This is a genomic window from Neisseria dumasiana (genome assembly GCF_022870885.1).
GTDB classification, from domain to species: domain Bacteria; phylum Pseudomonadota; class Gammaproteobacteria; order Burkholderiales; family Neisseriaceae; genus Neisseria; species Neisseria dumasiana.
This window is the reverse complement of sequence record NZ_CP091509.1, coordinates 1,358,743-1,385,524: the sequence shown is the minus strand read 5'-3', so window position 1 is coordinate 1,385,524 and position 26,782 is coordinate 1,358,743. Positions and strand designations below refer to the sequence as shown.

26 protein-coding genes are annotated in these 26,782 nt (G+C 49.9%); 12 read left to right on the top strand and 14 right to left on the bottom strand.

All coding sequences use genetic code 11. The features are described from left to right. Positions 1–221: 221 nt before the first annotated feature. Positions 222–1,754, top strand: a complete 1,533-nt coding sequence (locus LVJ88_RS06305; RefSeq protein WP_054599694.1) for a phospholipase D family protein — start codon at positions 222–224, stop codon at positions 1,752–1,754. 136 nt (positions 1,755–1,890) lie between these two features. Next, positions 1,891–2,589 carry an SIR2 family NAD-dependent protein deacylase gene (locus tag LVJ88_RS06300; RefSeq protein ID WP_085418839.1) on the top strand — a complete coding sequence of 233 codons (699 nt, stop codon included), beginning with the start codon at positions 1,891–1,893 and terminating at the stop codon, positions 2,587–2,589. 301 nt (positions 2,590–2,890) lie between these two features. Here the strand turns inward: LVJ88_RS06300 and LVJ88_RS06295 are convergent, their stop codons facing one another. Further along, the gene (locus LVJ88_RS06295) at positions 2,891–3,535 is read right to left on the bottom strand and encodes a tellurite resistance TerB family protein (RefSeq protein WP_054599696.1); all 645 of its coding nucleotides are present in this window, start codon (positions 3,533–3,535) and stop codon (positions 2,891–2,893) included. Positions 3,536–3,676: 141 nt separating this feature from the next. Beyond that, complete coding sequence (gene cueR / locus LVJ88_RS06290; RefSeq protein ID WP_085418838.1) at positions 3,677–4,063, bottom strand: Cu(I)-responsive transcriptional regulator; 387 nt, start codon at positions 4,061–4,063, stop codon at positions 3,677–3,679. Positions 4,064–4,146: 83 nt separating this feature from the next. Here cueR and LVJ88_RS06285 point away from each other — a divergent pair, with 83 nt between their 5' ends. From LVJ88_RS06285 to LVJ88_RS06270, 4 genes are read left to right on the top strand one after another with little or no spacing between them, the layout of a single operon-like run. After that, positions 4,147–4,362, top strand: a complete 216-nt coding sequence (locus tag LVJ88_RS06285) for a heavy-metal-associated domain-containing protein (RefSeq protein WP_085418837.1) — start codon at positions 4,147–4,149, stop codon at positions 4,360–4,362. A 19-nt stretch (positions 4,363–4,381) separates the two neighbouring features. Further along, entirely contained in the window at positions 4,382–4,855 is a 474-nt protein-coding gene (locus LVJ88_RS06280; protein ID WP_233127633.1) for a YczE/YyaS/YitT family protein, read from the top strand. 24 nt (positions 4,856–4,879) lie between these two features. Next, positions 4,880–5,044 carry a hypothetical protein gene (locus LVJ88_RS06275; protein ID WP_233127631.1) on the top strand — a complete coding sequence of 55 codons (165 nt, stop codon included), beginning with the start codon at positions 4,880–4,882 and terminating at the stop codon, positions 5,042–5,044. A gap of 26 nt (positions 5,045–5,070) precedes the next feature. Continuing rightward, positions 5,071–7,242, top strand: a complete 2,172-nt coding sequence (locus tag LVJ88_RS06270) for a heavy metal translocating P-type ATPase (RefSeq protein WP_085418836.1) — start codon at positions 5,071–5,073, stop codon at positions 7,240–7,242. Between the two features lie 193 nt (positions 7,243–7,435). Here LVJ88_RS06270 and tadA read toward each other — a convergent pair whose 3' ends face one another. Continuing rightward, positions 7,436–8,152, bottom strand: a complete 717-nt coding sequence (tadA, locus tag LVJ88_RS06265; RefSeq protein WP_085418846.1) for a tRNA adenosine(34) deaminase TadA — start codon at positions 8,150–8,152, stop codon at positions 7,436–7,438. Positions 8,153–8,464: 312 nt separating this feature from the next. Between tadA and tkt the strand changes: the two genes are divergently transcribed. Continuing rightward, positions 8,465–10,456, top strand: a complete 1,992-nt coding sequence (gene tkt / locus LVJ88_RS06260) for a transketolase (protein ID WP_085418835.1) — start codon at positions 8,465–8,467, stop codon at positions 10,454–10,456. A 182-nt stretch (positions 10,457–10,638) separates the two neighbouring features. On the opposite strand, the gene LVJ88_RS06255 is transcribed toward tkt, so the two are convergent. The 4 genes from LVJ88_RS06255 to LVJ88_RS06245 form a co-directional block, all read right to left on the bottom strand. Beyond that, complete coding sequence (locus LVJ88_RS06255; RefSeq protein ID WP_085418845.1) at positions 10,639–11,898, bottom strand: glutamate-5-semialdehyde dehydrogenase; 1,260 nt, start codon at positions 11,896–11,898, stop codon at positions 10,639–10,641. Between the two features lie 478 nt (positions 11,899–12,376). Beyond that, positions 12,377–12,592 (bottom strand): LemA family protein, encoded by a 216-nt coding sequence (locus LVJ88_RS12640; protein ID WP_085418834.1) that lies wholly within the window; start codon positions 12,590–12,592, stop codon positions 12,377–12,379. Next, positions 12,573–12,968 carry a LemA family protein gene (locus LVJ88_RS06250; protein WP_085418833.1) on the bottom strand — a complete coding sequence of 132 codons (396 nt, stop codon included), beginning with the start codon at positions 12,966–12,968 and terminating at the stop codon, positions 12,573–12,575. The genes LVJ88_RS12640 and LVJ88_RS06250 overlap by 20 nt, the downstream gene beginning before the upstream one ends. 216 nt (positions 12,969–13,184) lie before the next feature. After that, the gene (locus LVJ88_RS06245) at positions 13,185–13,868 is read right to left on the bottom strand and encodes a class I SAM-dependent methyltransferase (protein WP_143773679.1); all 684 of its coding nucleotides are present in this window, start codon (positions 13,866–13,868) and stop codon (positions 13,185–13,187) included. 192 nt (positions 13,869–14,060) lie between these two features. On the opposite strand from LVJ88_RS06245, the gene LVJ88_RS06240 reads away from it, so the two are divergent. Both LVJ88_RS06240 and LVJ88_RS06235 read left to right on the top strand, forming a co-directional pair. Continuing rightward, the gene (locus LVJ88_RS06240) at positions 14,061–16,049 is read left to right on the top strand and encodes a transglycosylase SLT domain-containing protein (RefSeq protein ID WP_085359074.1); all 1,989 of its coding nucleotides are present in this window, start codon (positions 14,061–14,063) and stop codon (positions 16,047–16,049) included. Positions 16,050–16,314: 265 nt separating this feature from the next. Further along, entirely contained in the window at positions 16,315–16,968 is a 654-nt protein-coding gene (locus tag LVJ88_RS06235) for an IS1595 family transposase (protein ID WP_244694126.1), read from the top strand. 93 nt (positions 16,969–17,061) lie between these two features. On the opposite strand, the gene LVJ88_RS06230 is transcribed toward LVJ88_RS06235, so the two are convergent. The 3 genes from LVJ88_RS06230 to LVJ88_RS06220 all read right to left on the bottom strand — a co-directional run bounded on the left by LVJ88_RS06230 (position 17,062) and on the right by LVJ88_RS06220 (position 21,730). After that, positions 17,062–19,350, bottom strand: a complete 2,289-nt coding sequence (locus LVJ88_RS06230; RefSeq protein WP_085418848.1) for a Tex family protein — start codon at positions 19,348–19,350, stop codon at positions 17,062–17,064. Positions 19,351–19,596: 246 nt separating this feature from the next. Further along, entirely contained in the window at positions 19,597–20,361 is a 765-nt protein-coding gene (locus LVJ88_RS06225; protein ID WP_054600124.1) for a TIGR03915 family putative DNA repair protein, read from the bottom strand. A gap of 106 nt (positions 20,362–20,467) precedes the next feature. Next, a complete protein-coding gene (locus LVJ88_RS06220) occupies positions 20,468–21,730 on the bottom strand; it encodes a putative DNA modification/repair radical SAM protein (protein ID WP_085418850.1) in 1,263 nt (420 codons plus the stop codon). 313 nt (positions 21,731–22,043) lie between these two features. Between LVJ88_RS06220 and LVJ88_RS06215 the strand changes: the two genes are divergently transcribed. Beyond that, entirely contained in the window at positions 22,044–22,850 is an 807-nt protein-coding gene (locus LVJ88_RS06215) for an integrase core domain-containing protein (RefSeq protein WP_085418851.1), read from the top strand. Here LVJ88_RS06215 and LVJ88_RS06210 read toward each other — a convergent pair. The 3 genes from LVJ88_RS06210 to LVJ88_RS06200 form a co-directional block, all read right to left on the bottom strand. After that, on the bottom strand, positions 22,835–23,410 hold the full coding sequence (locus LVJ88_RS06210) for a DDE-type integrase/transposase/recombinase (protein ID WP_244694125.1): 576 nt from the start codon (positions 23,408–23,410) through the stop codon (positions 22,835–22,837). The two genes, LVJ88_RS06215 and LVJ88_RS06210, sit on opposite strands and share 16 nt — an antisense overlap. Then, positions 23,407–23,760 carry a helix-turn-helix domain-containing protein gene (locus LVJ88_RS06205; protein WP_244694124.1) on the bottom strand — a complete coding sequence of 118 codons (354 nt, stop codon included), beginning with the start codon at positions 23,758–23,760 and terminating at the stop codon, positions 23,407–23,409. The genes LVJ88_RS06210 and LVJ88_RS06205 overlap by 4 nt, the downstream gene beginning before the upstream one ends. Before the next feature lie 359 nt (positions 23,761–24,119). After that, positions 24,120–24,596, bottom strand: a complete 477-nt coding sequence (locus LVJ88_RS06200) for a NemA protein (RefSeq protein ID WP_085418854.1) — start codon at positions 24,594–24,596, stop codon at positions 24,120–24,122. 300 nt (positions 24,597–24,896) lie between these two features. Between LVJ88_RS06200 and LVJ88_RS06195 the strand changes: the two genes are divergently transcribed. Beyond that, the gene (locus tag LVJ88_RS06195; RefSeq protein WP_085418855.1) at positions 24,897–25,439 is read left to right on the top strand and encodes a lipocalin family protein; all 543 of its coding nucleotides are present in this window, start codon (positions 24,897–24,899) and stop codon (positions 25,437–25,439) included. 78 nt (positions 25,440–25,517) lie between these two features. On the opposite strand, the gene LVJ88_RS06190 is transcribed toward LVJ88_RS06195, so the two are convergent. After that, positions 25,518–25,742 carry an HP1242/YdcH family protein gene (locus tag LVJ88_RS06190; protein ID WP_054599724.1) on the bottom strand — a complete coding sequence of 75 codons (225 nt, stop codon included), beginning with the start codon at positions 25,740–25,742 and terminating at the stop codon, positions 25,518–25,520. 253 nt (positions 25,743–25,995) lie between these two features. Between LVJ88_RS06190 and LVJ88_RS06185 the strand changes: the two genes are divergently transcribed. Further along, positions 25,996–26,745, top strand: a complete 750-nt coding sequence (locus LVJ88_RS06185) for a nitroreductase family protein (RefSeq protein WP_085418856.1) — start codon at positions 25,996–25,998, stop codon at positions 26,743–26,745. Positions 26,746–26,782 lie beyond the last annotated feature (37 nt).

The window sequence follows — 26,782 nt, the reverse complement described above, 5'->3', positions numbered from 1 at the left end:
CCGATTGAAAGGCTACCGGCCTTATATTGCATGATTGCACCGCTCAGGCGGATGCAGGCCGACTGCATAAAAATGCAGGTACAATCCCCGCCGGTTTTAACTTTTTCAGACGGCTTGTTATACGCCGCCGCGCCGCAAGCAGCGGCGCAGGTTGAACTTTATACCGCCGCCCGTTTCTTTTAACAGTATGGTAAGGCCGTCTGAACAATTGATATCCATACATGAGACATTACACTATCTGCTTCATGCTGACATTTTTTCTCTCGGGCTGTTTGAGCCTGCCGTCGCTTGAAAACCGCACCGAAAGCCGATATCTCGACGTACCGGCTTCCAAACGGTTGACTGCCGCTCTCAAATCCACAGCCAAAAGCAATCAAGATTGGGCAGAGGATACTTCGGGTATTTATATTCTCGACGATGCCCACGATGCCTTCGTTGCCCGCGCCACATTGATCGATTCGGCCGACCACACCCTCGATTTGCAATACTACATTTGGCACAACGACGTTTCCGGCAAAATCCTGTTCAACATGCTGCACAGAGCCGCCGTGCGCGGCGTGCGGGTGCGGCTGCTGCTCGACGACAACAACACCAACGGTTTGGATAACGTGTTGGCCGCACTCAACAGCCATCCCAATATCGAAATCCGCTTGTTCAACCCTTTTCTCAACCGCAAATGGCGCGCGCTCGGTTATCTGACCGACTTTCCCCGTCTTAACCGGCGCATGCACAATAAAACATTGACTGCCGATAACCACGCCACCATTCTCGGCGGACGCAATATCGGCGACGAATATTTCAACATCAGCGCCGACACCGCGTTTGCCGATTTGGATATTCTGGCCACAGGAAGGGTGGTTTCGGAAGTTTCCGAAGATTTCGACCGTTATTGGGCAAGCGACTCGGCTTATCCGCTCGAACGCATCGTGCGTCGTGCCAATATCGACAAAGGTTGGAAAGCTCTCGAGATAGGCGACGACGACAAAAACAGGATTCTGGCCGGATACCGGCATGACTTGGAGCAGTCCAAGCTTTTTGAAGCCATTAAAAACAATCAGCTGGAATGGCGTTACGTTAAAACCAAGCTCGTAAGCGACGACCCTTCCAAAGGCTTGAACCGCGACCGCAACAAACCGCAGATCAGCGAAAAAATCGACGAAGCCCTAGGCTCGCCCGAACAGGAAATTTATCTGGTTTCTCCCTATTTTGTGCCGACCAAAGAAGGCACCGAGGCGATTGCCGATTTGGTGCGGCAGGGTGTTAAGGTAACGGTGTTGACCAATTCGCTTCAGGCCACAGACGTAGCCGCCGTGCATTCCGGGTATGCCCGCTATCGCAAACCGCTGATTAAAGCAGGCGTCGAATTGTACGAATTGAAAGCCAACCATGCGGTGCCCAAGAGCAAAGACCGCGGTTTGACAGGTAGCTCGTCAACGAGTTTGCATGCCAAAAACTTTATTGTCGATAAACAAAGGGTGTTTATCGGTTCGTTCAACCTCGACCCGCGTTCGGCCAGACTCAACACAGAAATGGGCGTTGTGATCGAAAACCCGGATTTGGCAAAAACCATGCAGGGCAAACTGCAACAAACCACACCTGCCTATGCTTACAAAGTTACCCTGAATCCGAATAACAAGCTGCAATGGCAAGACCCCGAAGACGGCACGGTATCTTCAAAAGAGCCCGAAGCGGGCTTTTGGAAGCGGATAACGGTTAAGATACTTTCGGTGTTGCCGATAGAAGGTTTGCTATAAACATCAGGCCGTCTGAATCAGACGGCCTGAAACGTCGAACAGGTTCCGATACTTTCATTAAGCAAAGTGCTTACAATCGGCAGAGTGTATTTCAACCCGGGCGTAAACAGCTCCCATTTCACGAAAGAAGGCAATGATGAAAAAATGTGTGGTGTTAACGGGCGCAGGCATAAGTGCCGAGAGCGGATTAAAAACATTTCGCGACGCAGGCGGCTTGTGGGAAGGTTATAAAGTCAGCGAAGTGTGTACGCCCCAAGCCTTTGAACGCGATCCGCAAACGGTATTGTCGTTCTACAACATGCGGCGCAGGCAGGCCAATGCCGCAGAACCGAATGCCGCGCACGAATCATTGGTACGCTTGGAGCGGCATTACCGCGTGCATATCATTACCCAAAACGTGGATGATCTGCACGAACGGGCAGGCAGCAGCCGTGTATTGCATCTGCACGGCGAATTGAACAAAGTACGCAGCTGTGTTGATGAAAGCGAAGTATTGGCTTGGACGGGCGATTTGACTGTAAACGACACCGACAGCCGAGGCCGGCCTTTACGACCGCATATTGTATGGTTCGGCGAAGAAGTGCCGCTGTTTCCGCAAGCGGTGGAAGAAATGCGCGATGCGGATATAGTGATGGTGGTGGGCACGTCTTTGCAGGTTTATCCTGCCGCATCTTTATTGAATTTTGCCCCGCCCGAAGCAGAATGTTTTTTGGTTGACCCGAATCCGCAGCATGCAGGCGTTCCGGTGGAAATTTTGCCTAAAAAAGCTTGCGAAGGCGTGCCCGAGTTGGTGGAAGAATTGATTCGTCGGGCGGAAAAAGCGCATGACGATTAGGGGTTGATGTCTTGCAAAATCAGCAATGGTTTTGAACTATTGCATTAGAGTTAAGCTGCTTAATTTTAATAACAAAACCGTTATGCTCGGGCTTGACCCGAGTATCTTGAGTTTCAGCCAATTTAAGACATACTTGGGCAAAGCCCGAGCATGACGAATATACTGTTTTTAAATTGATTGACTATTGACTATATAGTGTTGTTTATCTTTTGCATCGAGGCCGTCTGAAAAATATTTTCAGACGGCCTCGATGTATTGGCATGCACGCTGGTGCAATTGCAAGTTTAATCACATCAAATGCTTAAAACCCTGCCTGCTGTTCTAAGGCTTCAACCAGTTTGTCGTCCAATTTGAGTGCTTGCGACAGTTGGGAAAGAAACACGATTTCTTTGCGTGAAAGCTCGCCGCACACCATGCGGGCGGCCAAGTAGGCTTCGGCGGCCAGCGCGGGGTTGTTTCCGATATCGCGGGCAATATCTGCGGCCGATGCGGGGCTGTTTATTTGAGACTCTACCCATCGGGCTGTTTCGGGATCATTTCCGCTTTCAGACTGAATCAGGTTGCGCTCTTCGTCTTCGATCACACCGTCTGCGGCGGCAGCGGCAATCATGGTGCGCAGAATCACCCGTCCCGCATCTTCGGCTGCTTGGCCGGTAGGCTCGAATGAAGCTTGGTTCAGCACAGGTTGCGCCGGATTATTGCCGTTGGCGTTTTGGTTGTTGCGTTGCCAGCTTTGGTAAGCATGGTAGGCGAGCATACCCAATGCGGCCATCGAACCTGCATTCAGCAGTTTTTTAGAACTTTTTCTTTTTAACAGCATAGAAGCCAAACCGGTTACGGCAGCGCCGCCGCCGATTTTTCCGAGCAGGCTGCTGTTTCTACCGGCATGGCTGCTGCCTTTTTGTACGGTGTTTAAAACTTGGTTTAAGAGGTTGTTGAAGTTCATGTGCGTCCTTTCATTGATGTGGCTGCGCTGATATGGCGTTATTTGAGGGGAATACAAGCAGGATTTGTGTTAGAGAATGTAGGGATTGGGCAAAGACGGCTTACATTACCGTTTTGCAGGCACGATACCCTTGGGCGGCGGTTATTTGCCCAGCCCTTCCAAAATCGAACATTCCGGGCAGTCGTCGCCTTTGCAAGTGTCGTGCAGTGATTGAAGCTCGGCCACCATCTGCTGCAAGGTAACGATTTGTGCGTTTAATGCGGCAATATGGCGCGCGGTGATGGCTTTGACTTCGCGGCTGTTGCGCACGGGATTGTCTTGCAGTTTCAGCAACTCTGCGGTTTGTTGCAGCGAAAATCCGACCTCTCTGGCATGGCGGATGAATTTCAAACGTTTCAAATCGTTTTCTTCATAACGGCGGTAACCGCTTTCTGTGCGCGGCGCGGGCGAGAGCAGGCCGTGTTTTTCATAATCGCGGATTTGTTTGGCAGACAAACCTGTTTGGCGGGCGGCTTCGCTGATGTTCATGGGGCTTGACCTTAACTGCGGGTAAAGGTTTATATTAGCACCGGTACGGCAAATCAACCATATTGTTTACGAAAGGAAAAATCATGGAAACCATCAACATCAATATCGGCGGCATGACTTGCGGCGGCTGCGTGAAAAGCGTTACCAAAGTGCTGGAAGCCTTGAACGGCGTGGAAAAAGCCGAAGTGGATTTGGCCTCTGCCTCTGCAAAAATTACGTTCGACCCGGTCAGGGTGCAAACTGCCGAATTGGTTGAAGCCATTGAAGATGCGGGCTTTGACGCTTCTTTGTCCCAATAAAGCGCAAAGGTAGTTTTCTGTGGCTCAAGCCCGACGTATTTTGCCGAAAACGCCGTGGTCTGCGCCCGCGTGGTGGTCTTTGCGGCCGCAATCTTTGGCGATGTTGTGTTTTGCGCTGGTTTTGTTCGGCGTGGGCGAGGGCATGCTGGTGAACGCTGCTTTGGGTTCTACGCCGTGGACGGTATTGGCGCAGGGCATTGTGGTGCAAAGCGGCCTCGATATCGGCACGGTTACGTTTTTAATCAGCGCGGCGGTATTGATGCTGTGGCTGCCTTTGCGCCAACGGCCGGGGCTGGGCACGGTATTGAATATGGTGTTGATTGCCGCGGTGTTGGGCGTGTTTGTGTACTGGGTGCCGCCGCCGGTTGCTTGGGTGTGGCGGGTGCTGCAATGTGTGGGCGGCGTGGTGGTAATCGGCATAGCCTCGTCTCTGTATCTGACTTGTTATCTGGGTGCCGGCCCGCGCGACGGCCTGATGATCGGCTTGTGCTAAAAAACCGGCTGGCGCGTGGGTGTGGTGCGCACGATGATTGAAAGCTCGGTGTGCCTGACCGGCTGGCTGCTCGGCGGCGTGGTGGGTTTGGGTACGCTGTTGTTTGCGTTCGGCGTCGGTTGGGTGGTGCAGTTGAGTTTGCAGCAGATTGCCAAACGGTATCCACAGCAGCCTATCGAGGCCGTCTGAAACTACATATGAAAGGCTGAAACGCCATGCAACAAAAAGCCCGTTTCCAAATCGACGGCATGACCTGCCAAGCCTGTGCCAGCCGTATTGAAAAAGTGTTGAACAAAAAAGACTTTGTTCAGACGGCCTCGGTGAATTTTGCCGGCGAAGAAGCGCAGGTCGTGTTCGACGACAGCCGCACCGATGCCGATGCGCTGATTCATATCATTGAAAAAGCAGGCTTTAACGCTGTGCTGAAAACCGATGCGACCATGCAGCCCGAGGCCGAACCGCATATCGGCTGGCGGCTGTGGCTGCTGCTGGCGATTAACGTGCCGTTTTTGTTCGGCATGGCGGGCATGATGATCGGGCGGCACGATTGGATGATGCCGCCGATGTGGCAATTCGTGCTGGCGAGTATCGTGCAGCTTTGGCTCGCAGTTCCCTTTTATAAAAGCGCGTGGGCGAGCATCAGGGGCGGGTTGGCGAATATGGACGTGCTGGTAACGGTAGGTACGGTGGCGATTTATCTCTACTCGGTATTTATGCTGTTTTTTCACCCGCACGCGCATCACGGCGACATGGCGCATGTCTATTTTGAAGCGGGCGTGATGGTGGTTGGCTTTGTGAGCTTGGGCAAATTTCTCGAACACCGCGCCAAGAAAAACAGCCTCAACAGTTTGGGATTGTTGTTGAGGCTCACGCCGCAGCGGGTTAACGTGCAGCGCGGCGGGCAATGGCAGGAAACACCGCTCGACCAAGTACAGATCGGCGATTTAATCCGCGCCAACCACGGCGAACGCATCGCGGCGGACGGCACGGTGGAAAGCGGCAACGGCTGGGCCGACGAAAGCCATCTCACCGGCGAATCCAACCCCGAAGCCAAAACCGCAGGCAGCAAAGTGCTGGCAGGCGCGGTGATGACCGACGGCAGCGTGGTTTACCGCGCCGAACAGCTCGGCAGCCAAACCCTGCTCGGCGACATGATGGCGGCTTTGTCGGAAGCGCAAGGCAGCAAAGCGCCGATTGCGCGCATTGCCGACAAAGTGGCGGGCGTGTTTGTGCCCGTGGTGGTCGGAATTGCCGTGTTAACTTTTTTGATTACATGGTATGTGAAGGCAGATTGGGTGACTGCGTTGATGAACGCAGTGGCCGTGCTGGTGATCGCCTGCCCGTGTGCGCTCGGCTTGGCCACGCCCGCCGCAATGATGGTCGGCATGGGCAAAGCGGTGAAGCACGGCATTTGGTTTAAAGATGCCGCGGCTATGGAAGAAGCGGCTCATGTGAACGCGGTGGTGCTGGACAAAACCGGCACGCTCACGCAAGGCAAACCGCAGGTGGCGGCGGTGTGGTTGAGGCCGTCTGAAAAAAACGCCTCGATAGACGAAAACGAACTCTACCGCCTTGCCGCCGCCGTCGAACAAAATGCTACTCATCCGCTGGCCGCAGCCATTGTTCAGACGGCCTTATCGCGCGGCATCGACATTCCCGAAACTCAAAACGCACAAACCGCCGTCGGCGCAGGCATTTCCGCCGAGATTGACGGCGCGGGCTTAGTGAAAGTGGGTAAACCCGATTACTGCAATCTCGTGCTGCCTGACAACCTTGATTCCGTTTGGCGCATCGCCACCATCGTGGCCGTGTCGGTCAACGACCAACCCGTCGGCGCGTTTGCCCTTGCCGATGCGCTTAAAGCCGACACGCAGCAAGCCATAGGCCGTCTGAAAAACCACGGCATCGACGTTTACATCATGAGTGGCGACAACCAAAACGTGGTCGGCTACATCGCCGAACAGCTCGGCATCGCCCACGCCTACGGCAATATGAGTCCGCGCGACAAAGCCGCCGAAGTGCAAAAATTGAAAAACGCCGGCAAGGTGGTTGCCATGGTCGGCGACGGCATCAACGACGCCCCCGCGCTCGCCGCCGCCAACGTGAGCTTTGCCATGAAAGACGGTGCAGACGTTGCCGAACACACCGCCTCCGCCACACTGATGCAACATTCCGTCAACCAAATGGTCGATGCCCTGCTGATTTCCCGCGCTACTTTGAAAAACATCAAACAAAACCTGTTTTTCGCCTTTATCTACAACACTTTGGGCATACCGTTGGCGGCATTCGGCTTTTTGAACCCGATTATCGCGGGCGCGGCGATGGCGATGAGTTCAATATCCGTACTGGGGAATGCCTTGAGATTAAAGCGCGTGAAGATTGAATGACGGATGAAGATGCGCAGAGTACGGCTGCTATTGCCGCTCAATAAGTTTTTGAAATCCGCAAGAAGGCATGGATTTTTGAGCCAAATGATTGGAAGAAAAATGCTTATCAAAGCATCAGAATATCTGTGTGGGAGAAAACAAAGATTAAGAACCGCTGCGGAAAAGTGAACACTTTTCTGCTTTCTTTTTTTTATTAACGCCGATTACTGAAAAACCGTTTTAACATGTCGCTGCATTCATCCGCCAAAATGCCGCCTTTGATTGAGGTATGGCGGTTTAGGCGGATATCTGAAAATAAATCGGTTACGCTGCCCGCTGCACCTGTTTTCGGCTCTTTTGCGCCGTATATCACGCGTTGTACTCTGGCCTGAATCAAGGCGCCGGCACACATGTTGCAAGGCTCCAGCGTAATATAAACGTCGCAGCCGTCCAAGCGGTAATTGTTTAAGGCTTTTCCCGCAGCCGCCAAAGCGTTGATTTCGGCGTGCTGGCTGATGTTGCAGCCGGTAATGCAGGTATTGTGTGCGGCGGCAATGATTCGGTTTTGATGCACAACTACCGCTCCGACGGGAATCTCCCCCAGCAAAGCTGATTGTTCGGCCTGTACCAAAGCTTCCCGCATAAAACGTTCCATTTCGGTTAACGGCGGAAAAACATTTACAGGCGGGTGTTGTTTCAACTTTTCCAGTAACGCAGCTTTTTCAGACGGCTGCAGCTTTTGAGCAGAAATGCCGCGTATCATGGCTTCCAGCTGCCATAAGGTGCTGCGGGTAATGGTTAATCCGGCCGCTTTTAACAGCAAAAAGGTTTCAACCGAACCGTGGGCGTGCAAATCGGCAAGTGTGCGGATGTCGAGCGAGTGTAAGGTGTGTAACACCGTAAGCGAAAGCGGAGGATGGGTAAGCTGCATCAGATCGGGCCGTCTGAAAAAAGAGTAAAGATTGTACAAGATATGGAAAGCGCAAGATACCTGCTTGCGTTTTTGGCTGCGGCTGCTAAAGGCGCCCGCTTTGAGAAACATGCCCGACATAAGCAGAACCGAAACCTTTCAAACCGCTTGTCTGCGCACATTTTTGCGTTTACTGCGGCGATATAGTCAATCCGTTAACATTCGCATCCAAGGATTTTGCAAAGGCTCAGGCCGTCTGAAACCGCCTTGAAACACCTTGCAAATCGGGCGATAATCCAAACGTTTTTACCCTAAACTCGAAAAGGTATCCAAATGGCTTCTCAACTGGCAAATGCCATCCGTTTTCTTTCCGCCGACGCAGTTCAAAAAGCCAATTCCGGCCACCCCGGTGCGCCGATGGGCATGGCTGAAATGGCCGAAGTGCTGTGGACGAAATTTTTAAACCACAACCCCGCCAACCCCAAATTCTACAACCGCGACCGCTTCGTATTGTCCAACGGCCACGCATCGATGATTCTTTACAGCCTGCTGCACCTTACCGGCTACAACGTATCCATTGAAGACCTGAAAAACTTCCGCCAACTGCACAGCAAAACCCCCGGCCACCCCGAATACGGCTACACCGACGGCGTGGAAACCACCACCGGCCCGTTGGGGCAAGGCATTGCCAACGCAGTCGGCATGGCGCTGGCCGAAAAAATCCTTGCCGCCGAATTCAATAAAGAAGGCCTCGATATCGTCGACCACCACACCTATGTGTTCTTGGGCGACGGCTGCCTGATGGAAGGCGTGTCGCACGAAGCCTGCTCGCTGGCCGGCACTTTGGGCTTGGGCAAACTGATCGTGCTCTACGACGACAACAATATCTCCATCGACGGCAAAGTGGGCGGCTGGTTTACCGAAAACATTCCGCAACGCTTTGAAAGCTACGGCTGGCATGTGGTGCCGAACGTAAACGGCCACGACACCGCCGCCATTCAGACGGCCATCGAAGCGGCCAAAGCCGAAACCGGCAAACCTTCCATCATCTGCTGCAAAACCTTAATCGGCAAAGGCGCGGCCACCAAAGAAGGCAGCCACAAAACCCACGGTGCGCCGTTGGGAGACGAAGAAATCGAAGCCACCCGCAAACATTTGGGCTGGAACCACGGCCCGTTTGAAATCCCGCAAGACGTTTACGCCGCGTGGAGTGCCAAAGAAAAAGGCGCGAAACTCGAAGCCGAATGGAACGAAAAATTCGCCCGTTATCAAGAAAAATTCCCCGCCGAAGCCGCCGAATTCGTGCGCCGCATGGATAACAAACTGCCGGAAAACTTCGATGCCTATGTTCAGACGGCCTTAAAAGAAGTGTGCGACAAAGCCGAAAAAATCGCCACCCGCAAAGCCAGCCAAAACAGCATTGAAATTCTCGCCAAAGTATTGCCCGAATTTGTAGGCGGCTCCGCCGACCTTACTCCGTCGAACCTTACCGATTGGTCGGCAAGCAAAGCCGTAACCGCCGAAAACGGCGGCAACTATATCCACTATGGCGTGCGCGAATTCGGCATGGCCGCCGTCATGAACGGCATGACCCTGCACGGCGGCGTAAAACCCTTCGGCGCAACCTTCCTGATGTTCAGCGAATACGCCCGCAACGCCCTGCGCATGGCCTCGCTGATGAAAATCAATCCGATCTTCGTGTTCACCCACGACTCCATCGGCCTCGGCGAAGACGGCCCTACCCACCAACCCGTCGAACAAACCGCCACCCTGCGCCTGATTCCCAACATGGCCGTATGGCGGCCGTGCGATACCGCCGAATCGCTGGTGGCATGGGCTGAAGCCGCCAAAGCCGCCGACCATCCGAGCTGCCTGATTTTCAGCCGCCAAAACCTGCCGTTCATCCCGCGCAGCCCAGCCCAGTTGGATAACATCAAACGCGGCGGCTATGTCATCAGCGAAGCCGAAAACGGCCAAGCCCAAGCCGTGGTAATCGCCACTGGCTCCGAAGTCGAGTTGGCTTTGAATGCACAAAAAGCATTGGCCGAACAAGGCATTGCCGTAAACGTCGTTTCCATGCCGTCCACCAACGTATTCGACCGGCAAGATGCCGCCTACCGCAACAGCGTACTGCCGCAAAACCTGCCGCGCATCGCCGTTGAAGCAGGGGTTACCGACGGCTGGTACAAATACGTCGGCCTGAACGGTGCCGTAGTCGGCCTCGATCGCTTCGGCGAATCGGCTCCGGCGGAACTGCTGTTTAAAGAATTCGGCTTTACCGTTAATAATGTGGTAAACACCGTAAAAGCCGTGCTGAAAGGTTAAGCTGGCTAAGTCGTGAAAGAGGCCGTCTGAAAATTATTTTTCAGACGGCCTTCTGATTTAAAAAGCGTTTACTTCTATACGCTAAAATATATGTTCTGATTATTCAATGACGTACTTATGCAAGAGAATACCTAATAAATTCAAAGCTCATCTAAATTAGGAAGCGATTATACAAATGCCTTCTAATGACGTACTTGACCATTACCAAGCACTACCCATTTCTGCCCGGTAAGGCCATGTAATCCAACCGGCCCACGCACATGGATTTTATCGGTAGAAATGCCTATTTCCGCACCCAAGCCATATTCAAAGCCGTCGGCAAACCGGGTGCTGGCGTTTACCATCACACTGGCACTGTCCACCATTCTCAAGAACCATTGTGCATCGGTATAAGATTCTGTAACGATACTGTCGGTATGATGGCTGCCGTGCAGGTTGATGTGCTGAACGGCCTCCGCAATATTATCTACAACTTTTACCGACAACACAGGCGCAAGATATTCGGTGTCCCAATCTTCTGCCGTGGCGGTTTTGATATTGTTCAGTATATTCAAAGTCCGCTGGCAGCCGCGAAGCTCTACACCTTTTTCGGCATATTTTTCGGCCAGCAGCGGCAAGATTTCTACCGCACGCGCTTGGTGTATCAACAATGTTTCCATCGTATTGCAAGTGCCGTAACGCGAAGTTTTGGCGTTAAAAGCGATATCTACGGCCTTTTGCGTATCCGCAGCTTGGTCAATATATACATGGCAAATGCCGTCGAGATGTTTGATTACAGGCACTCTGGCCTCGGCACTGATACGCGCAACCAAAGATTTACCGCCCCGGGGGATAATCACATCAATCAAGTCGGGAGCCTGCAACATGGCGCCTACACTCTCTCTGTCGGTATTTTCAATAAAACATACGGCGGCAGTAGGTAAACCGTTTTCCGCCAATGCTTGCGAAATCAATTTTGCAATGGCCATATTGCTGTTAAATGCCTCACTGCCTCCACGCAACACACAGGCATTACCCGATTTTAAACACAAGGCAGCAGCATCTACGGTTACATTTGGCCGGGATTCATAAATGATGCCTATCACTCCCAAAGGCACCCGCATTTTACCGATTTGCAGGCCGTTGGGGCGGATACGGAATTCGTCCATTTCTCCAACGGGATCAGGTAAAGCGGCAATCTGGAGCAACCCTTCACACATGCCGTCTATTGTTTGGCCGCTTAGTTTCAAACGGTCAAGCAAAGCAAAATCCAAACCTTTGGCTTCGGCTTGCTGCATATCTTGAATATTAGCGGCAATGATGGTTTCTTGATGCTGTTTGAGTAATTCTGCCAAACGCAGCAAAGCAGAATTTTTTTGTGCGGTAGATGCGCCGGCCAGCTCGTAGAAAGCCTGTTTTGCAGATGTTGCGGTATTGCGGACATACTCTTTTATAGCACTCATGATAATCATTTGTAATAATTAAAAAATAATAAAGTTTGAAATCTTTGCAAAATCCTAAATGCGGATGCGATCCAAAAAGTAGCAGCACAGCCGGCGCAGACATATCACACAATAGACAAGCTCACACAATAGACAAGCGGGCGGGCAGCGCGCAACGCAGAAATACGCCCCAGATAGGGCAAAGGTTTCCGTCTGAAAATATACATTTAACCAAGCAAAACAAAGATTTTTGCTTGGTTTCAAGCCATTCATTCTAACATAATATAGCATCAATCAACTTAACTGCATTCGTTGTCGTTTTTGCTTTTGTGCAAAGCCCGATGGAAGTATCGAACCATTGTATAACTTCAAAACCACTGAAGAATCCCCTACACATCCTATGATATTTAGAATGTGTAGGGGATTCTCCAGTAGTTTTTCACATAGAGAGAAGGGAAGATGCTTTTTTATTGATTTATAGACGATGGAGCTTCATAAATCACAGCAAAATTCTTGATGTGATGCGTACTGCAGCATGCTCATCGAAAGTCAATAAAGCGGCATTCCTGCTATGTCCGAGAAGGCTTGCAAAAATATTGGCCGGAAATGATTGCCGCATCGCATTATATGAACGTGCAGAGTTATTGTAATTGTGTTTGGCGTAAGCTACACGATTTTCTGTGCAGTCTAAAATATCAATTAAATCCGATATCAACTTGTCTTTTTTTTAATTCGGGATAAGTTTGAATGGCAGATTGTAAATTGGATAAAGCCTCATTTAATTCAGTTTCAACCGCCCCTAAAGAAGAAACCGAACTTTCATCAAGATTGGCAGATGCCGCCGATAAAACCGCTTGCGCGCGCAATCTGGCAGAGGATACTGCAGATAATGCAGCTTCATCCCTTTTCAGATAAATTTTTGAAGCATCTACCAAGTTTGGAATAATGTCATGGCGGCATTTGAGCTGGTCATGGATATTGGCGAAAGCATGAATATATTGTTTTTTCCCTTTTAATAATTTCCGATTGATAACGATCAACAATAATGCACAGAAGATAACAAAAGAAAAAGTGAGTATAGAATCCATCATAAAACACCTTTCATTTTTATAATTGTAAATGCCTTTGTCACATGTTGTTTCTGTGGTTATTATAACAATAATTTTTACAAAATGTAAATATTTTTTAAAATTTATATTTTTTATTACTGAAATTCACAATTAATTACACTTTGGGTATCCATGCTGACTTGTAGGGCGGTGTACCGCGATTAGTTAAGATGGCAATTACCAATTGCCGATTCCAAACTAAGGCTCAACTTTTGCGGTGCCGAGAACAATCTCCATGTCGTTTTCTTCGGTTGTAGTCCATTCTCCCGAAATCCGTATATTGGCTATACGTTTTCGTGCTACTAAACCATATACGGCTGCCGCATGAGGCCACCATCTGTTTCCGGCGTTTTCCATAAAATGGAATAATTTGATGGCATTCTTTGTTTTCACCGGAGGCAGGTATACCATAAATCGCCCCTGTTCTATTTGAAATCCGGCTTTAGAAAGTTGGTTTTTCAAATCAGGAAGAGCATGGCAATAGTATGCTTCCGGCAAATATTGACCATTAAACCAATTACGGAAACGCCATAAGGAATAGGGATTGAAACCGGTCAAAACCAACTGTCCTTCCGGAGATAAAGCGCGAAAAGCTTCTGCAAGGATATACGGTGTCGATAAACTGTTATCTAATGTATGAGGCATGATTATTAAATCTAAAGATCCCCGTTCCCAAGGCCATGCCATCGAATTCATGTGAATATCTCTACCTACGCATATGCATTTTTCAGACGGCATCAACCATTCTTCCATTCCGAATTGAACGGATTTACCTAAAAAAGCAGAGCTCGAGGTGTGCTCGAAGAAACGTCGTTCTAAGGACGATGTATAAATTCCCATTTCAGTATTTGTGAACCAGTGTAATAATTTCTCATATTCCATCTGCAGCACCTCTTGCCAAACAGTCAAAAAATAAGTTTTGAATATACCTGCAAAAATATTCCCGACCAATATGATTTATCATGTAAATATATAAATTGTTTCAAATATTTTACAATATCTTCTTGACTGTATTCTTTCAAAATATTAACATCTCCCCCATTATAAATTAACCATTTAGAATTATTTGAGACTATGGCGAAACTGAAATCAATAGCCTTAGCCGTAACCGGCGTATCGGCAGTTTCAGGTGCTGCTTATACTCATGCGGCACCTTCTACTCAAACAGGTATGGCGATGATGCGTTTGAACTCATCACTACTCGACCAAGAGCAAAAAAATATTTCTTCAGGCAGCTTATGGAATGTCATGCGTAAAGATTTCCGCATGACCGAAGTTAATTCTGAATTGGTTCGCCGCCATGAAAGCAAATTTTCTGCAGGTCGAGCTTATTTCGACCGCACCATCAACCGCAGCAAACCTTATATGTATCATATTGCCAATGAAGTTAAAAAACGCAATATGCCTGCGGAAATCGCTTTGCTTCCCTTTATTGAAAGCGCATTCGTAACCAAAGCCAAATCCCACGTAGGTGCTTCGGGCTTATGGCAATTTATGCCGGCAACCGGCCGTCATTTCGGTTTGGAGAGAACCTCTCAATACGATGGACGTCATGACGTTTATGCCGCTACCAATGCAGCATTAAATTATCTTCAATATCTCCACGGCATGTTTGGTGACTGGTCGCTCGCTTTAGCCGCATATAACTGGGGTGAAGGCAATGTAAGCCGTGCTATCAAGCGCGCCCGTGCGCAAGGCTTGAACCCGGTTTATGAAAATCTGCGCATGCCTGCCGAAACTCGCAATTATGTTCCCAAATTGCTGGCTGTAAGAAATATTGTCAATAATCCCCAAGCCTTTGGTATGGGGTTGAGTGAAATTGAAAATAAACCTTACTTTAAAGCAGTTGCACTGGACAAGCCGCTTGACACAAATTCAATCGCCAAAATGGCCAACATCAGCGAGAGTGAATTCTTAGCTTTGAACCCGGCGTTTAATGGCTCTGTATTTGTCCCCAAAGAAAACCGTAAACTTCTTTTACCGGCTCATGCTACTTCTACTTTCGAGAAGAACTATCGAAGCATTAGAAATGATATTCAGCTTGCTTGGGATAATGACTCAACCGACCGCAAGTTTACAGGCGAAGCCTCTATTGATTCAGCCATCAATATTGCTGCATTAACCCAACCAAGCAAAAAAGAGGTTCATACTTCTGAAATCGTACAGGTTGCGCAAGCCACAAACATTCAACTTCCCGAACGCTACGAAACTAATGTAGTGACCGTTCAGCAAATTAACGGTATTTCTGACAGTAAACAAGTAGAATCGAATCCTTCGCCGATTACCATCTTGGCAGCTAAATCAGAGCCGGTCAAAGAAACTGCTGAAGTTTCAGCATCTCCCGCTTCCATTTCAATTGCAGCTTCTCTTATTGCAGAAAATTCAATGCCAGCAGATGCTATTCAGGTTGCCGTAGCAGAGCCTTTGCCGTTGCCTACTCAAACATCGGCCACACCTGCTCCTGAAAAACCGGCTCCTTCGGACGAACCTGTTGATGTAGCCGAAAATAACATCACCTTGCCAAGCCGTTCTCAAGCATCTTCAGAGGCGGAAGATCCTTTACTTGCTTTAGTTGATGATGCTGAACAACAACGCTTAAATGCTGCCGAAAGTGTGAAAAACAGTTTGGCTCAATTTGAAGCGGAGTCGGCTACCAAAGCCCGTACCGACCGAATTATTGCCAGCCGAGCCAAACAACAGCAACGCACTGAAACCCGATTGGCTCGTGCCAATGCCGCTGCGAAACTGGCAAATAATACTCACCGCGTAGAAGCAGGGGATACGTTATTTAATATTTCCCAACGCTACAATCTTAGCGTTGCTGATTTGATCACGGTAAATAACATCAAAGGCAACAGCATTCGTAAAGGCCAGGTGCTGAAAGTTACTGCGGCATCAACCCAACGTAATGCCGTCCGTAATGTTTCTTATACTGTGCGTAAAGGTGATACTTTGAACACCATTGCAAGCCGCTTCAATGTGGATATTAATGATATCCGCCGTTGGAACCGCAATACCCGTACAGTGACGCCGGGTCAACGTTTGAAATTGATGGGTAGCTGATTTTCTCTCACATTATTTAGCTATCAAAAAAAGCACTTGAAAATTCAGGTGCTTTTTTCGATATGATTAGTTTTTTATTTGAGAAATAACTAAATCTAAAAATATAGTGAATCAACTTAATTTCTACTATGGCATTGCCACACCTTACCCCAGTACTTGCACTGTGTGCGTTTTGCTGCCTTATACTAAAATATGTTGATTAACCATATACTCTGACATAAATTTTGGGGCTGACGTAGATTAGCAGTCATGATAGGCTGCCAAAATGAAGATAACCCACTGTAAGTTAAAGAAGAGTCTGCAAAGAAAACTGCTTGAATATTTTGTATTGGAAGTAACCGCACGTTCTGCTGCCGATATCTTGGGTATTCAGCCCAATACGGCTATTCTCTTCTACCGTAAAATCCGTCTTGTTATCAGCCGTCATTTGGCTTTGGAAGCAGATCAGGTTTTTGAGGGCGCTATAGAATTGGATGAGAGCTATTTCGGCGGTAAGCGTAAAGGAAAGCGCGGTAGGGGAGCAGCAGGTAAAGTGGTGGTTTTCGGTATCCTTAAACGTGGAGGTAAGGTTTATACGGTTGTAGTGAATAATGCCCGAAAGGAAAGTTTATTTCCTGTTATTACAAGGAAAATTACACCTGATAGCGTAGTTTATACGGACTGCCTGAGCAGTTACGACGTGTTGGATGTCAGCGGTTTTCACCATCACAGGATTAATCACAGCAAAAAGTTTGCCGACCGACACAACCATATCAACGGCATTGAGAATTTTTGGAATCAGGCGAAACGTGTCTTGCGCAAATACAACGGAATCGACCGAAAATCTTTTCCTCTGTTCTTGAAAGAATGTGAGTTTCGTTTTAACTTCGGGACACCAAAGCAGCAGTTAAAAACTTTGCGGCTTTGGTGTGGTGTTTAGGGCTAATCTACTTCAGCCCCTAAATTTTTGTATATTCATAATTTCAATATTACTGCAATGTAATTTGAAATGGTAAGTTTTACTTCGATCATCTCACCGCTTCAACTTCGCAAACGCATCCGCCATTGCCGAATTAGCCGGTGTCTGCTCGCGCTGGTTACGCTGGTTTCTACCGCTATCATTGCGTCGGTTTTCAGACGGCCTGCCACTTCTTACCGAAGCGTTGCCTGCTTCGTCATCCAAGCGCATGGTTAGGGCGATGCGTTTGCGGGCGGCATCGACTTCCAGCACTTTTACTTTGACTACGTCGCCGGCTTTCACGACTTCGCGCGGGTCTTGAACGAACCGATTCGACAAGGCGGAGATGTGGACTAGGCCGTCTTGGTGGACGCCGATGTCGACGAATGCGCCGAAGTTGGCGACGTTGCTCACTACGCCTTCCAAAATCATGCCGACTTGTAAATCGCTGATTTCGTTGATGCCTTCGGCAAAGGTGGCCGTTTGAAATTCGCCGCGCGGGTCGCGGCCGGGTTTTTCGAGTTCGGCGAGGATGTCCATGATGGTGGGCAGGCCGAATTGCTCGGTGGTGTAGCTGGCGGGCTTGATTTGTTTGATTTTTTCGCGGTTGCCGATGAGGTCGGCGGCTTTGATGTGCAGGTCGTCGAGCATTTTGGCGACGACGGGGTAGGCTTCGGGGTGGACGGCGGATGCGTCCAGCGGTTCTTTGCCGCCGTTGATGCGCAAGAAGCCGGCGGCCAGCTCGTAGGTTTTTTCGCCGAGGCGCGGTACTTTGAGGAGTTTTTTGCGGCTGTCGAATGCGCCGTTTTCGTCACGGTAGGCAACGATGTTTTGTGCGAGTGTGTTGTTGAGGCCGGAAATGCGTGCCAGCAGGGGGGCGGAGGCGGTGTTCACGTCCACACCGACGGCGTTCACGCAGTCTTCCACTACGGCATCCAGTGATTTGGCGAGTTGGCTTTGGTTGACATCGTGCTGGTATTGGCCGACGCCGATGGATTTGGGGTCGATTTTTACCAATTCGGCCAGCGGGTCTTGCAGGCGGCGGGCGATGGAGACGGCTCCGCGCAGGGAAACGTCTAACTCGGGAAATTCTTTGGCGGCCAACTCCGAAGCGGAATAAACGGATGCGCCGGCTTCGGAAACGACGATTTTGTGCAGCCCCATTTCAGGCAGGCCTTTGACCAATTCGCCGGCCAATTTGTCGGTTTCGCGGCTGGCGGTGCCGTTGCCGATGGCAATCAGTTTCACGCCGTGTTGTTTGATCAGGCGGGCAAGGGTGGCTAAGGCGTTGTTTTCTTGGTGCAGATAGACGACGGCGGTGTCAAGCAGTTTGCCGGTGTCGTCCACCACGGCGGTTTTGATGCCGGTACGATAGCCGGGGTCGAGGCCGAGGGTGGGCAGACGGCCGGCGGGGGCGGCGAGCAGCAGGTCTTTGAGGTTGCGGGCGAACACGGTAATCGCGTCAGTGTCGGCGGCTTCTTTCAGACGGCCTAAGGCTTCAAGCTCCAGCGAGAGGAAGATTTTGGCGCGCCAGGTGAGGCGTACGGTGTCGCGCAACCATTTGTCGGCGGGGCGTCCTTGATCGGCGATGCCGAAATGTTTGGCGATAATTTTTTCGTATTCGCTCTGTTCGGTGATCGGGGTTTCGTCGGGCTGGTATTTGAGGGCGACTTGCAGCACGCCTTCGTTGCGGCCGCGCAATACGGCGAGCGCGCGGTGGCTGGGCATGCTGCGGACGGGTTCGCGGTGGTCGAAATAGTCTTTGAATTTTTCGCCGCTTTCTTCTTGTCCGGCAACCACTTGGGCATGGATTTCGGCTTCGTTCCACAGTTTTTCGCGCAAGTTGCCGAGCAGTTCGGCATCTTCGGCGAACTGTTCCATCAGAATGGCGCGCGCGCCGTCGAGCGCGGCTTTGGTGTCGGGCACTTGCTCGTTCAGATAGGCTTCGGCGGTGGTTTCGGGCTGTTCAGACGGCCTCTGTAATAAGCTGTCGGCCAAAGGCTGCAAACCGTTTTCGCGGGCGATTTGGGCTTTGGTGCGGCGTTTGGGTTTGTAGGGCAGGTAGAGGTCTTCGAGGGCGGTTTTGTTGTCGGCTGCTTCGATGGCCGTCTGAAGCTCGGGCGTGAGTTTGCCTTGTTCTTCAATGCTTTTTAAAACGGTTTGCTTGCGCTCGGCCAATTCGCGCAGGTATTGCAGACGCTCGGCAAGGTGGCGCAGTTGCGTGTCGTCCAGCCCGCCGGTAACTTCTTTGCGGTAGCGGGCGATAAAGGGTACGGTGGCGCCGTCGTCAAGCAGTTCGACGGCGGCTTGGATTTGGGCGGCGGTGGCGTTTAATTCTGATGCAAGGGTGGAAATGATGTTCATAGCAAAGATTTTGAAGCTGAAAAAAGGGAAAAGGATAGCGGTTTTGGGAGGGTTTGGCAAAGAGAAAGGCCGTCTGAAAACAGGGTTTTGCAAGAATGGCATCGGCGTTTCAGACGGCCTTGAAGGCAAAGGCTTGCGGCGGCGGATAAAAGCTTCTGCGGATACAGCGGATTATGCTTTGACTGCTTGGAGCCGTGTTTAAAAAATCATTCATATTGACCAATAAAATAGGGGAGGCCGTCTGAATCAGAGCATCGGCTGTTTTTCGGTTAGGTATTTCCAGTAGCGTTGCGGCATTTGCCTGCGGTGCAGGTTCGGGTTGCGCCGGGATAAGATGGTGCTGCTGTTGAAGTAACGCTGCCAGAGATGTTGGTAATCGCGCTCGTGCGCGGCATGTTCGGACGGAATGCGGTTGTGTTCCAAATGGTTGATAGGGTGGAGGCCGTCTGAACGGCTGAAAATGCCGTAACCGCGCTGCACGTCGAATATGGCCCACGGTTGTTGGGGATAGCGTTGGCGGAAGTGGCGCACAATCAGCGGCAATACGTCGTATTGCGGTTCTATGCGGGCGATATAGAGGCCGTCTGAAAGTTCTTCAAAACGCACAAATGCCTCCATGCGGTGTTTTTCGTGACCCACGGTTTTAACCCATTGCGCCCATTGCATAACGTCGAAATGGCCGTAATCGCTGAGTACGTCTGTGCGGGCAGGGCGTGCCAATATCAGGCGGACGAGGCGCAGGAAGGTGTCGGGCATTTCGGGCAGGGCGATTAAAAAGCCATACAGCAATTTGATCATACCTTTACGGCCGATTTGCCGTTCGAGCCGTTTGAATACGCGTTGGGCGTGTTCGCTTGAGGTGGCAACGGTTTCTTGGCGGCTGAACAAATCGGTGTCTTGCGTGTTGTGGGTAATGTGTACGGCATCGGGCGCATATTTGCCGGCATAAACGCGGAATACCGCGCTTAACAGGCCGTCGAAACTGCCGTCGTAATATAAGGTGGTGTGCATCGTGTTTGCCTTTGTATCGCCGATAAATTTAACTTGCTGCGGTGCGTATGTCGGTATTTAAGCTGAAACAGCCGTGCTGTTTTCAAGCGGAAAGAGACGGGCGGGCTTAACCGAACAGCTCGCCTTGTTGGGTATCGCTGCGTTCGAATTTGGAACGGGTATTGTGGAGCAATAAGCCGCGCAATTGCGTGCTGTCGATTAAGTCGGCGTAGCGGTTGGGTTCGGGCAGGGTAATGAAATAGCGGGCACGGTTTAAGGCCACACCCATTTTGCGTAGCTGGGCCATGGTAATCATGCGGAAGCGGCGGGCCTGCACGATTCTGCGGGCGGACTTCACGCCGATACCGGGTACGCGCAGGACGGCCTCCAGCGGGGCATGTTGCAGCGGTACGGGAAACCATTCTCGGTGGCGCAGCGCCCAAGCGAGTTTGGGGTCGAAATCCAAGTCGAGAAAAGGTTGTTGGTCGTCTAAGATTTCGTGGTCGGAAAAGCCGTAAAAACGCATCAGCCAATCGGCCTGATAGAGCCGGTTTTCCCTCCGCAGCGGCACTTGTGCCGATAAGGGTGGCAGGCGTTTGTCTTCCAATACGGGCACATAACCTGAGTAATACACGCGCTTGAGACCGTAATTGCGGTAAAAACCGCCGGCGGCACGGATGATTTGGCGGTCGGTTTCGCCTGCCGCTCCGATAATGAACTGCGTGCTTTGTCCGGCCGGGGCGAACTTGGGTGTGGATTTGATGGTTTTGCGGCTGTCGGCAAAAGCCGTGATTTCGTTACGCACAAATGCCATCGGCTGAGTCATGTCGCTGTGGTTTTTTTCGGGGGCGAGCAGCTTCAGGCCGGAAACGGTGGGGATTTCCATGTTGACGCTGAGGCGGTCGGCATACAGCCCGGCCTCGTGCAGGATTTCGGGCGAGGCTTTGGGAATGGTTTTCAGGTGGATGTAGCCGTGAAAGCGGTGTTCTTCGCGCAGTTTTTTGGCAATGCGTACCAAACGTTCCATGGTGTAGTCGGCGTTTTTGAAAATGCCGGAGCTTAAAAACAGCCCTTCGATGTAGTTGCGGCGGTAAAAGCTCATGGTTAAATCCACCACTTCATCCACCGTAAACGCTGCCCGGGGGATGTCGTTGCTGCGGCGCGAGGTACAGTAGGCGCAATCGTAGATGCAGTGGTTGGTCAGCAGGATTTTCAGCAGCGATACGCAGCGGCCGTCTTCGGTGAAACTGTGGCAGATGCCCGCACGGGAAGAATTGCCCAACCCCTGACCGTTGTTGCCGCGCGAGCCGCCGCTAGACGAGCAGGAAACGTCGTATTTGGCCGCATCGGCTAAGATTTCCAGCTTGCGGCTGAGTTTTTGATAATCCATAGCTTTTATTTTGTTAAATGAAATCGTGTTTTATTATTATAATGATGAGATTTTATTTAGTCAGCTAAATTTTTTCTTAGCTTTTTTGGGATTAGATGAAAAGATTGGGACTTTTGTACGCCTTCGGATGCAGATGCGTATAAGGTGCAGCAGCACCGTAGCAGAAATAAAGTTTGTTTGCTATTAAGGCCGTCTGAAATATTGAACTGTTCCCCAATCCTTGGACAAGTTAAGAATGTTTCTCAAACAGCCTCTTCGGCTGTAGAAATTTCTAGCGTTGTTTACAGTATTTGAAAGAGAAAGAGAATGCTGTATGAACATTCACAAGAATACCCGGCTCACCCCACACAACCGCCAAGCCATTTGGCGGGCATATACCCAAGACAAGCAGAGCGTCACCTCTTTGGCTGCAGAATACAAAGTCAGCAGGCCGACAATTTACCGCATCCTCAAAGCGGCTCGTCTTAAGCTGCTCGTCCCGCAAAAAAGCACCAATAACCGCTTCAAACAAGCCAAATACGGTATGAAGCGCCTGGCCAAGGTGGAGCGGGAAATTGAAGAGATGTTGAAAAAGCAAGCACGCCGCTACAACAAATCCTATCCCGGAGAAATGGTGCATTTTGATACCAAGCGGCTACCCGGGCTGAAAAACCAAACCGTCGCCGACCCCTTCGAATACTTGTTTGTCGCCATTGACGACTATTCCCGCGAGCTGTATGCGGCCATCCTGCCTGACCGCACCGCTGCCGGTGCGGCTAAGTTTCTGCTGCGTGATGTGATTGACTGTTGCCCGTACACCGTGGAGTGTGCCTATTCGGATAACGGTGTCGGGTACAAGGGAAATGCATCCCACCCGTTCAGTGTGGTCTGCTGCCAAAACAACATCGTGCAAAAGTTTACCCGCATTGCCCGCCCACAGACCAATGGTAAGGCGGAGCGCGTTATCCGTACACTGATGGAGATGTGGCATGACAAGCAAACTTTTGCCGATGCACAACAACGTTGTAGAGATTTGCGTCGGTTTGTGAATTTCTACAATACGGTTAAACCTCACAGCAGCCTGAAAGGTGATACGCCTTTTGAAGTTTTGGAGACCTACTTTACTCAACCTGTTGTGTAAACAACGCGGTTATTTCTTACACCGGTTCTATACAGTACGCCTTGGTCGGAATGCAGCAGCGGCGTTGCCCCTTTCAGACGACCGAATGCGTTATCCAACATTTGCGTTACCATTTCGCCGTTTGCTCTGCAGCTTAAAGAATAGGCCACAATCTCGCGATTGAAGACATCCAATATCGGCGATAAATACAGTTTGCCGTCTGTGCATTTGAACCCGGTCACATCGGTCAACCACTTATCTTGCGATTTGACGGCATTAAATTCGCGATTGAGAATGTTTGCCGAAACTTCCCCTATGGCCTGCGGGCGGTAGGTTCTTTTGTTGCGGACTTTGGCTTTCAACCCCAATAAACCCATAATGCGCCCGACTTTCTTTTTGTTCCACGACAATACGGCGGCAATCCGCCGTTGGCCGTAGCGGCCTTTGTGTTGACGGTATACTTCGCTCACTGCGGTTTTGGCCGCAGCATCGGGGTCGGGTTTGCCGATAGGGTAATGGAAACTGCTTTTGGGGATGCCGGCACTGTGCAGTAGATATTTCAGCGGGTGTTTCGCCCTCAATTTTTGAACGGTTTCGCAGCTTTGGCGGCGTGCTCTTCCTTTTCGTTGAGGGCTTTCATGTGCTTTAGGTAGTCGTTCTCCGCACGCATATAGCGCAGTTCTTCAATCAGCTCTGCCTGGGTTTTTTCATGGTCGGGCTTGTCGACGATAAACGGGTTTTTGCGTTTGGTTTTCATGGAGTGCGCCTGAGGGTGTTGCAGTGCGGCGATGCCGCTTTGCCGATAGGCGGCTATCCAACGGCGCAGGTGTGCGCGCGAGACGTTGAGGTGCTCTGCGGTGCGCTGTTGGCTGTGCACTTGGTGATAATGGAGTACGGCTCGGTATTTGAAGTCTGGTGTATATTTGGACATAAGAAAACTGCACCTTTTTAAGTTGGAGGGGTGTCCAACTTTTGGGGTGCAGTTCAAATTTTCAGACGGCCTTAGATTCGAAATAAAACGCTTGGCGTTTATAGCCAAGTGTTTTTCTTTGCCGGTGGTTCAGCCCATTCTGAACCCTGAGTGTCGCCCGATGGCTGAATGTTGCAAAAATCCGTTTAGTGGAACATTGCACCTCAAATCCGAATCTGCTGCCGTCTGAAAAGCGGGTTGGAAATTTGAATGGTGTTGCACCAAGTAGGGCGGGCATCTTTACCTGCTTCGATTTTTTGTATCAAACTGATTCGTAAAGGTTTAAACCTATCAAAACCTTTGTAAAAAGCATCTGCCCGTTAATATTTGGCGTTAATCAGCTTACCGTTGCGATAAACTTTCTGCTGCATCAAATTGCCGTTATAGGCATAAATAGTGAGTGCGCCGTTTTCAGGATAAGCATGAAAATCAAGCAACTGCTTGCGCGATAGCGTATAGGGATCGGTGCGTTTTTTACTGTTGTCGTAGTAAAAATCCTGCACGATGTATTCGTTGCCTCGTCTGCTGATCAGCTGGCGGTAAAATCCGCCTTGAACAGGTTGGTTTCCGGCTTTGCCGTTGCTGTCGAAGTAGGTAACAATCTGTTCTTCAACAACATTTACACCGGACTGTTTATGATTGCTGTCGATGCCTACGGGTATGTTGATAGAAGTGCCCAAACCCACATGGCGGCCGATATTCGTACCGACACCTAAGCCTACCGACATTCCCGGCGTTCCTACCGAGCAGGCGGAGACTGCGGAAACTAGCAATCCTGCAAATAAAATATTTTTCATCATTTGTCCTTAAATGAACGGTAAAACAAACAGATATCGGCAGTATATAGCGAATCGGACGAAAAATGAAACATTGGCAGCATTAGGGTTTCGTCAATATCTTTCAACCGCATGAGATTTTATATAAAACCAACGGATCTGGATGTATATGGTCAATCAACTCTATATTAAAGTTCATTGCCTGAACAAGGCATGAAAACCTGAATCAATATTTCCGATTTCTTTACTTAAATTGGCACGAGGCTTTTAAGCGTTGATATATGATTTAGCTTTTAAACGGTGGGAGATTATATTGTGAACATGAAATATGTGTTTTTTACAGGTGCAATGTGCGGTGCTTTATCGGTTCAAGCTGCAGATTTACCGCCGCTGAAAACCGTACCTCAAGTGGATGTTCAGCGTTATGCCGGCCAGTGGTATGAAATTGCGCGGTTGCCTATGCCTTATCAAGACCAGTGTGTTTCGGATGTAACGGCTACTTACCGAATAAACAGCAACGATACCATCAGCGTAACCAACCGTTGCTTGAAATCAGACGGCAAATGGTCGGTAGCAGAGGGGCTGGCTCGTGCGCACAATGCTGAGAATACCAAGTTGAGTGTGACTTTTCTGCCGAAGGCGATACGCTGGCTGCCTGTGGGCAAAGCACCTTATTGGGTAATGGCTTTAGACAGTGATTACCAATATGCGATGGTAGGGCAACCGGACAGAAAATATTTGTGGCTGTTGTCGCGCAAACCCCAGATGGATGAAACGGTGTATCAGTCTTATCTGAAACAGGCACAAGAGCAGGGTTATGATCTTTCGGCTTTAATCCGCACAAAACACGGGCAAATAAAATAAAGTGTGATCGGATTTATCCAATCATGCATAAAGGCCGTCTGAACGCAAAGTTTCAGACAGCCTGATGTAATTTACGGCTTATTTACCTTCTTTATCAGCCTTCAACAAGATGGCGTACAACTGGTCTTTCAGGTGTAATTTTTGTTTTTTCAGCTCTTCGATTTCATCCAAGCCGCCGGTAACCGGGTTGTTGGTCAGGCCGGTGATTTTGTCGTCAAGCTCATTGTGCTCGTTGAACAAACGAGCAAAGTGCGCATCTTCTTGTTTTAATTTTGAAATTAATTCGCGATACTCTGGAAACATGTCGTTTTCCTCTTACAATTGAAATGAAAAATTTAAGCAAATAATTGCTTACCTGAGTTTGATTACATTCTATAACAAAGCAGCAATGCCATCCAGCTTTTTGATGCCGCATGGTTTGATTCGGTATATCGTCAATCAACTTATTTCCAATATAAAGCAGCAAGCCGCAGTAAAGTTAAATTGATTGACTATAGACGTTTTGTGCCGACAGCCATACAATTTTCCCCTCCATTTCAACCAAGGAATGCCTGCCATGAAAAATGCTGTTGAAACCATTAAAAACCACCGCACTTACCGCCACTTCAAAAGCACTCCGCTGCCTGCCGCCGATGTTCAAACCATTATCGATTGCGCCAGACAGGCACCTTCTTGGATGAACGGGCAACACTATGCGATTATCAACATTACGTCGCCCGAATTGCGCCGGAAAATCACAGAATTGCAGCCTGCCAACCCGCAAATCGGCACCTGCGGTACTTACCTGATTTTTGTGGCAGATCTTCACCGTGCAGATTTATGCAGCCGTGCGGCAGGTGGTTCTTACAGCGCAGCGGGTGAGCCGGACAGCCTGATTACGGCAGTAACCGATACGGCATTGGCCGCCCAAAACGCTGTTATTGCTGCGGAAAGTTTGGGCTACGCCACCTGCTATACAGGCGGAATCAGAAATATTGCGGTTGAATTGGTTGATTTGCTTAAGCTGCCGAAAAATACTTTTCCGATTGTGGGGCTGTGTATCGGCGAACCGGATATTGAAATGAAACTGAAACCGCGTTTGCCCGAACAGGTGGTTTATGCGGAAAACGTTTATCCTGCCGATACGGTGATTTCAGACGGCCTTCTGCACTATGAACAAACCATGACCGAATTTGGAGAAGCACGCGAGAAGCTGCCTTATCGTGAAAAATTTGCCCGTTATTACAGCAACACCTATGCGCCTAACAATATACCTTTGATGAAGCAGCAAGGCTGGCTGACCCAAACAACCGGTGATTCGGAATAGCTTTCACCTTACCATTCCTTTTATGTTATGAGGCCGT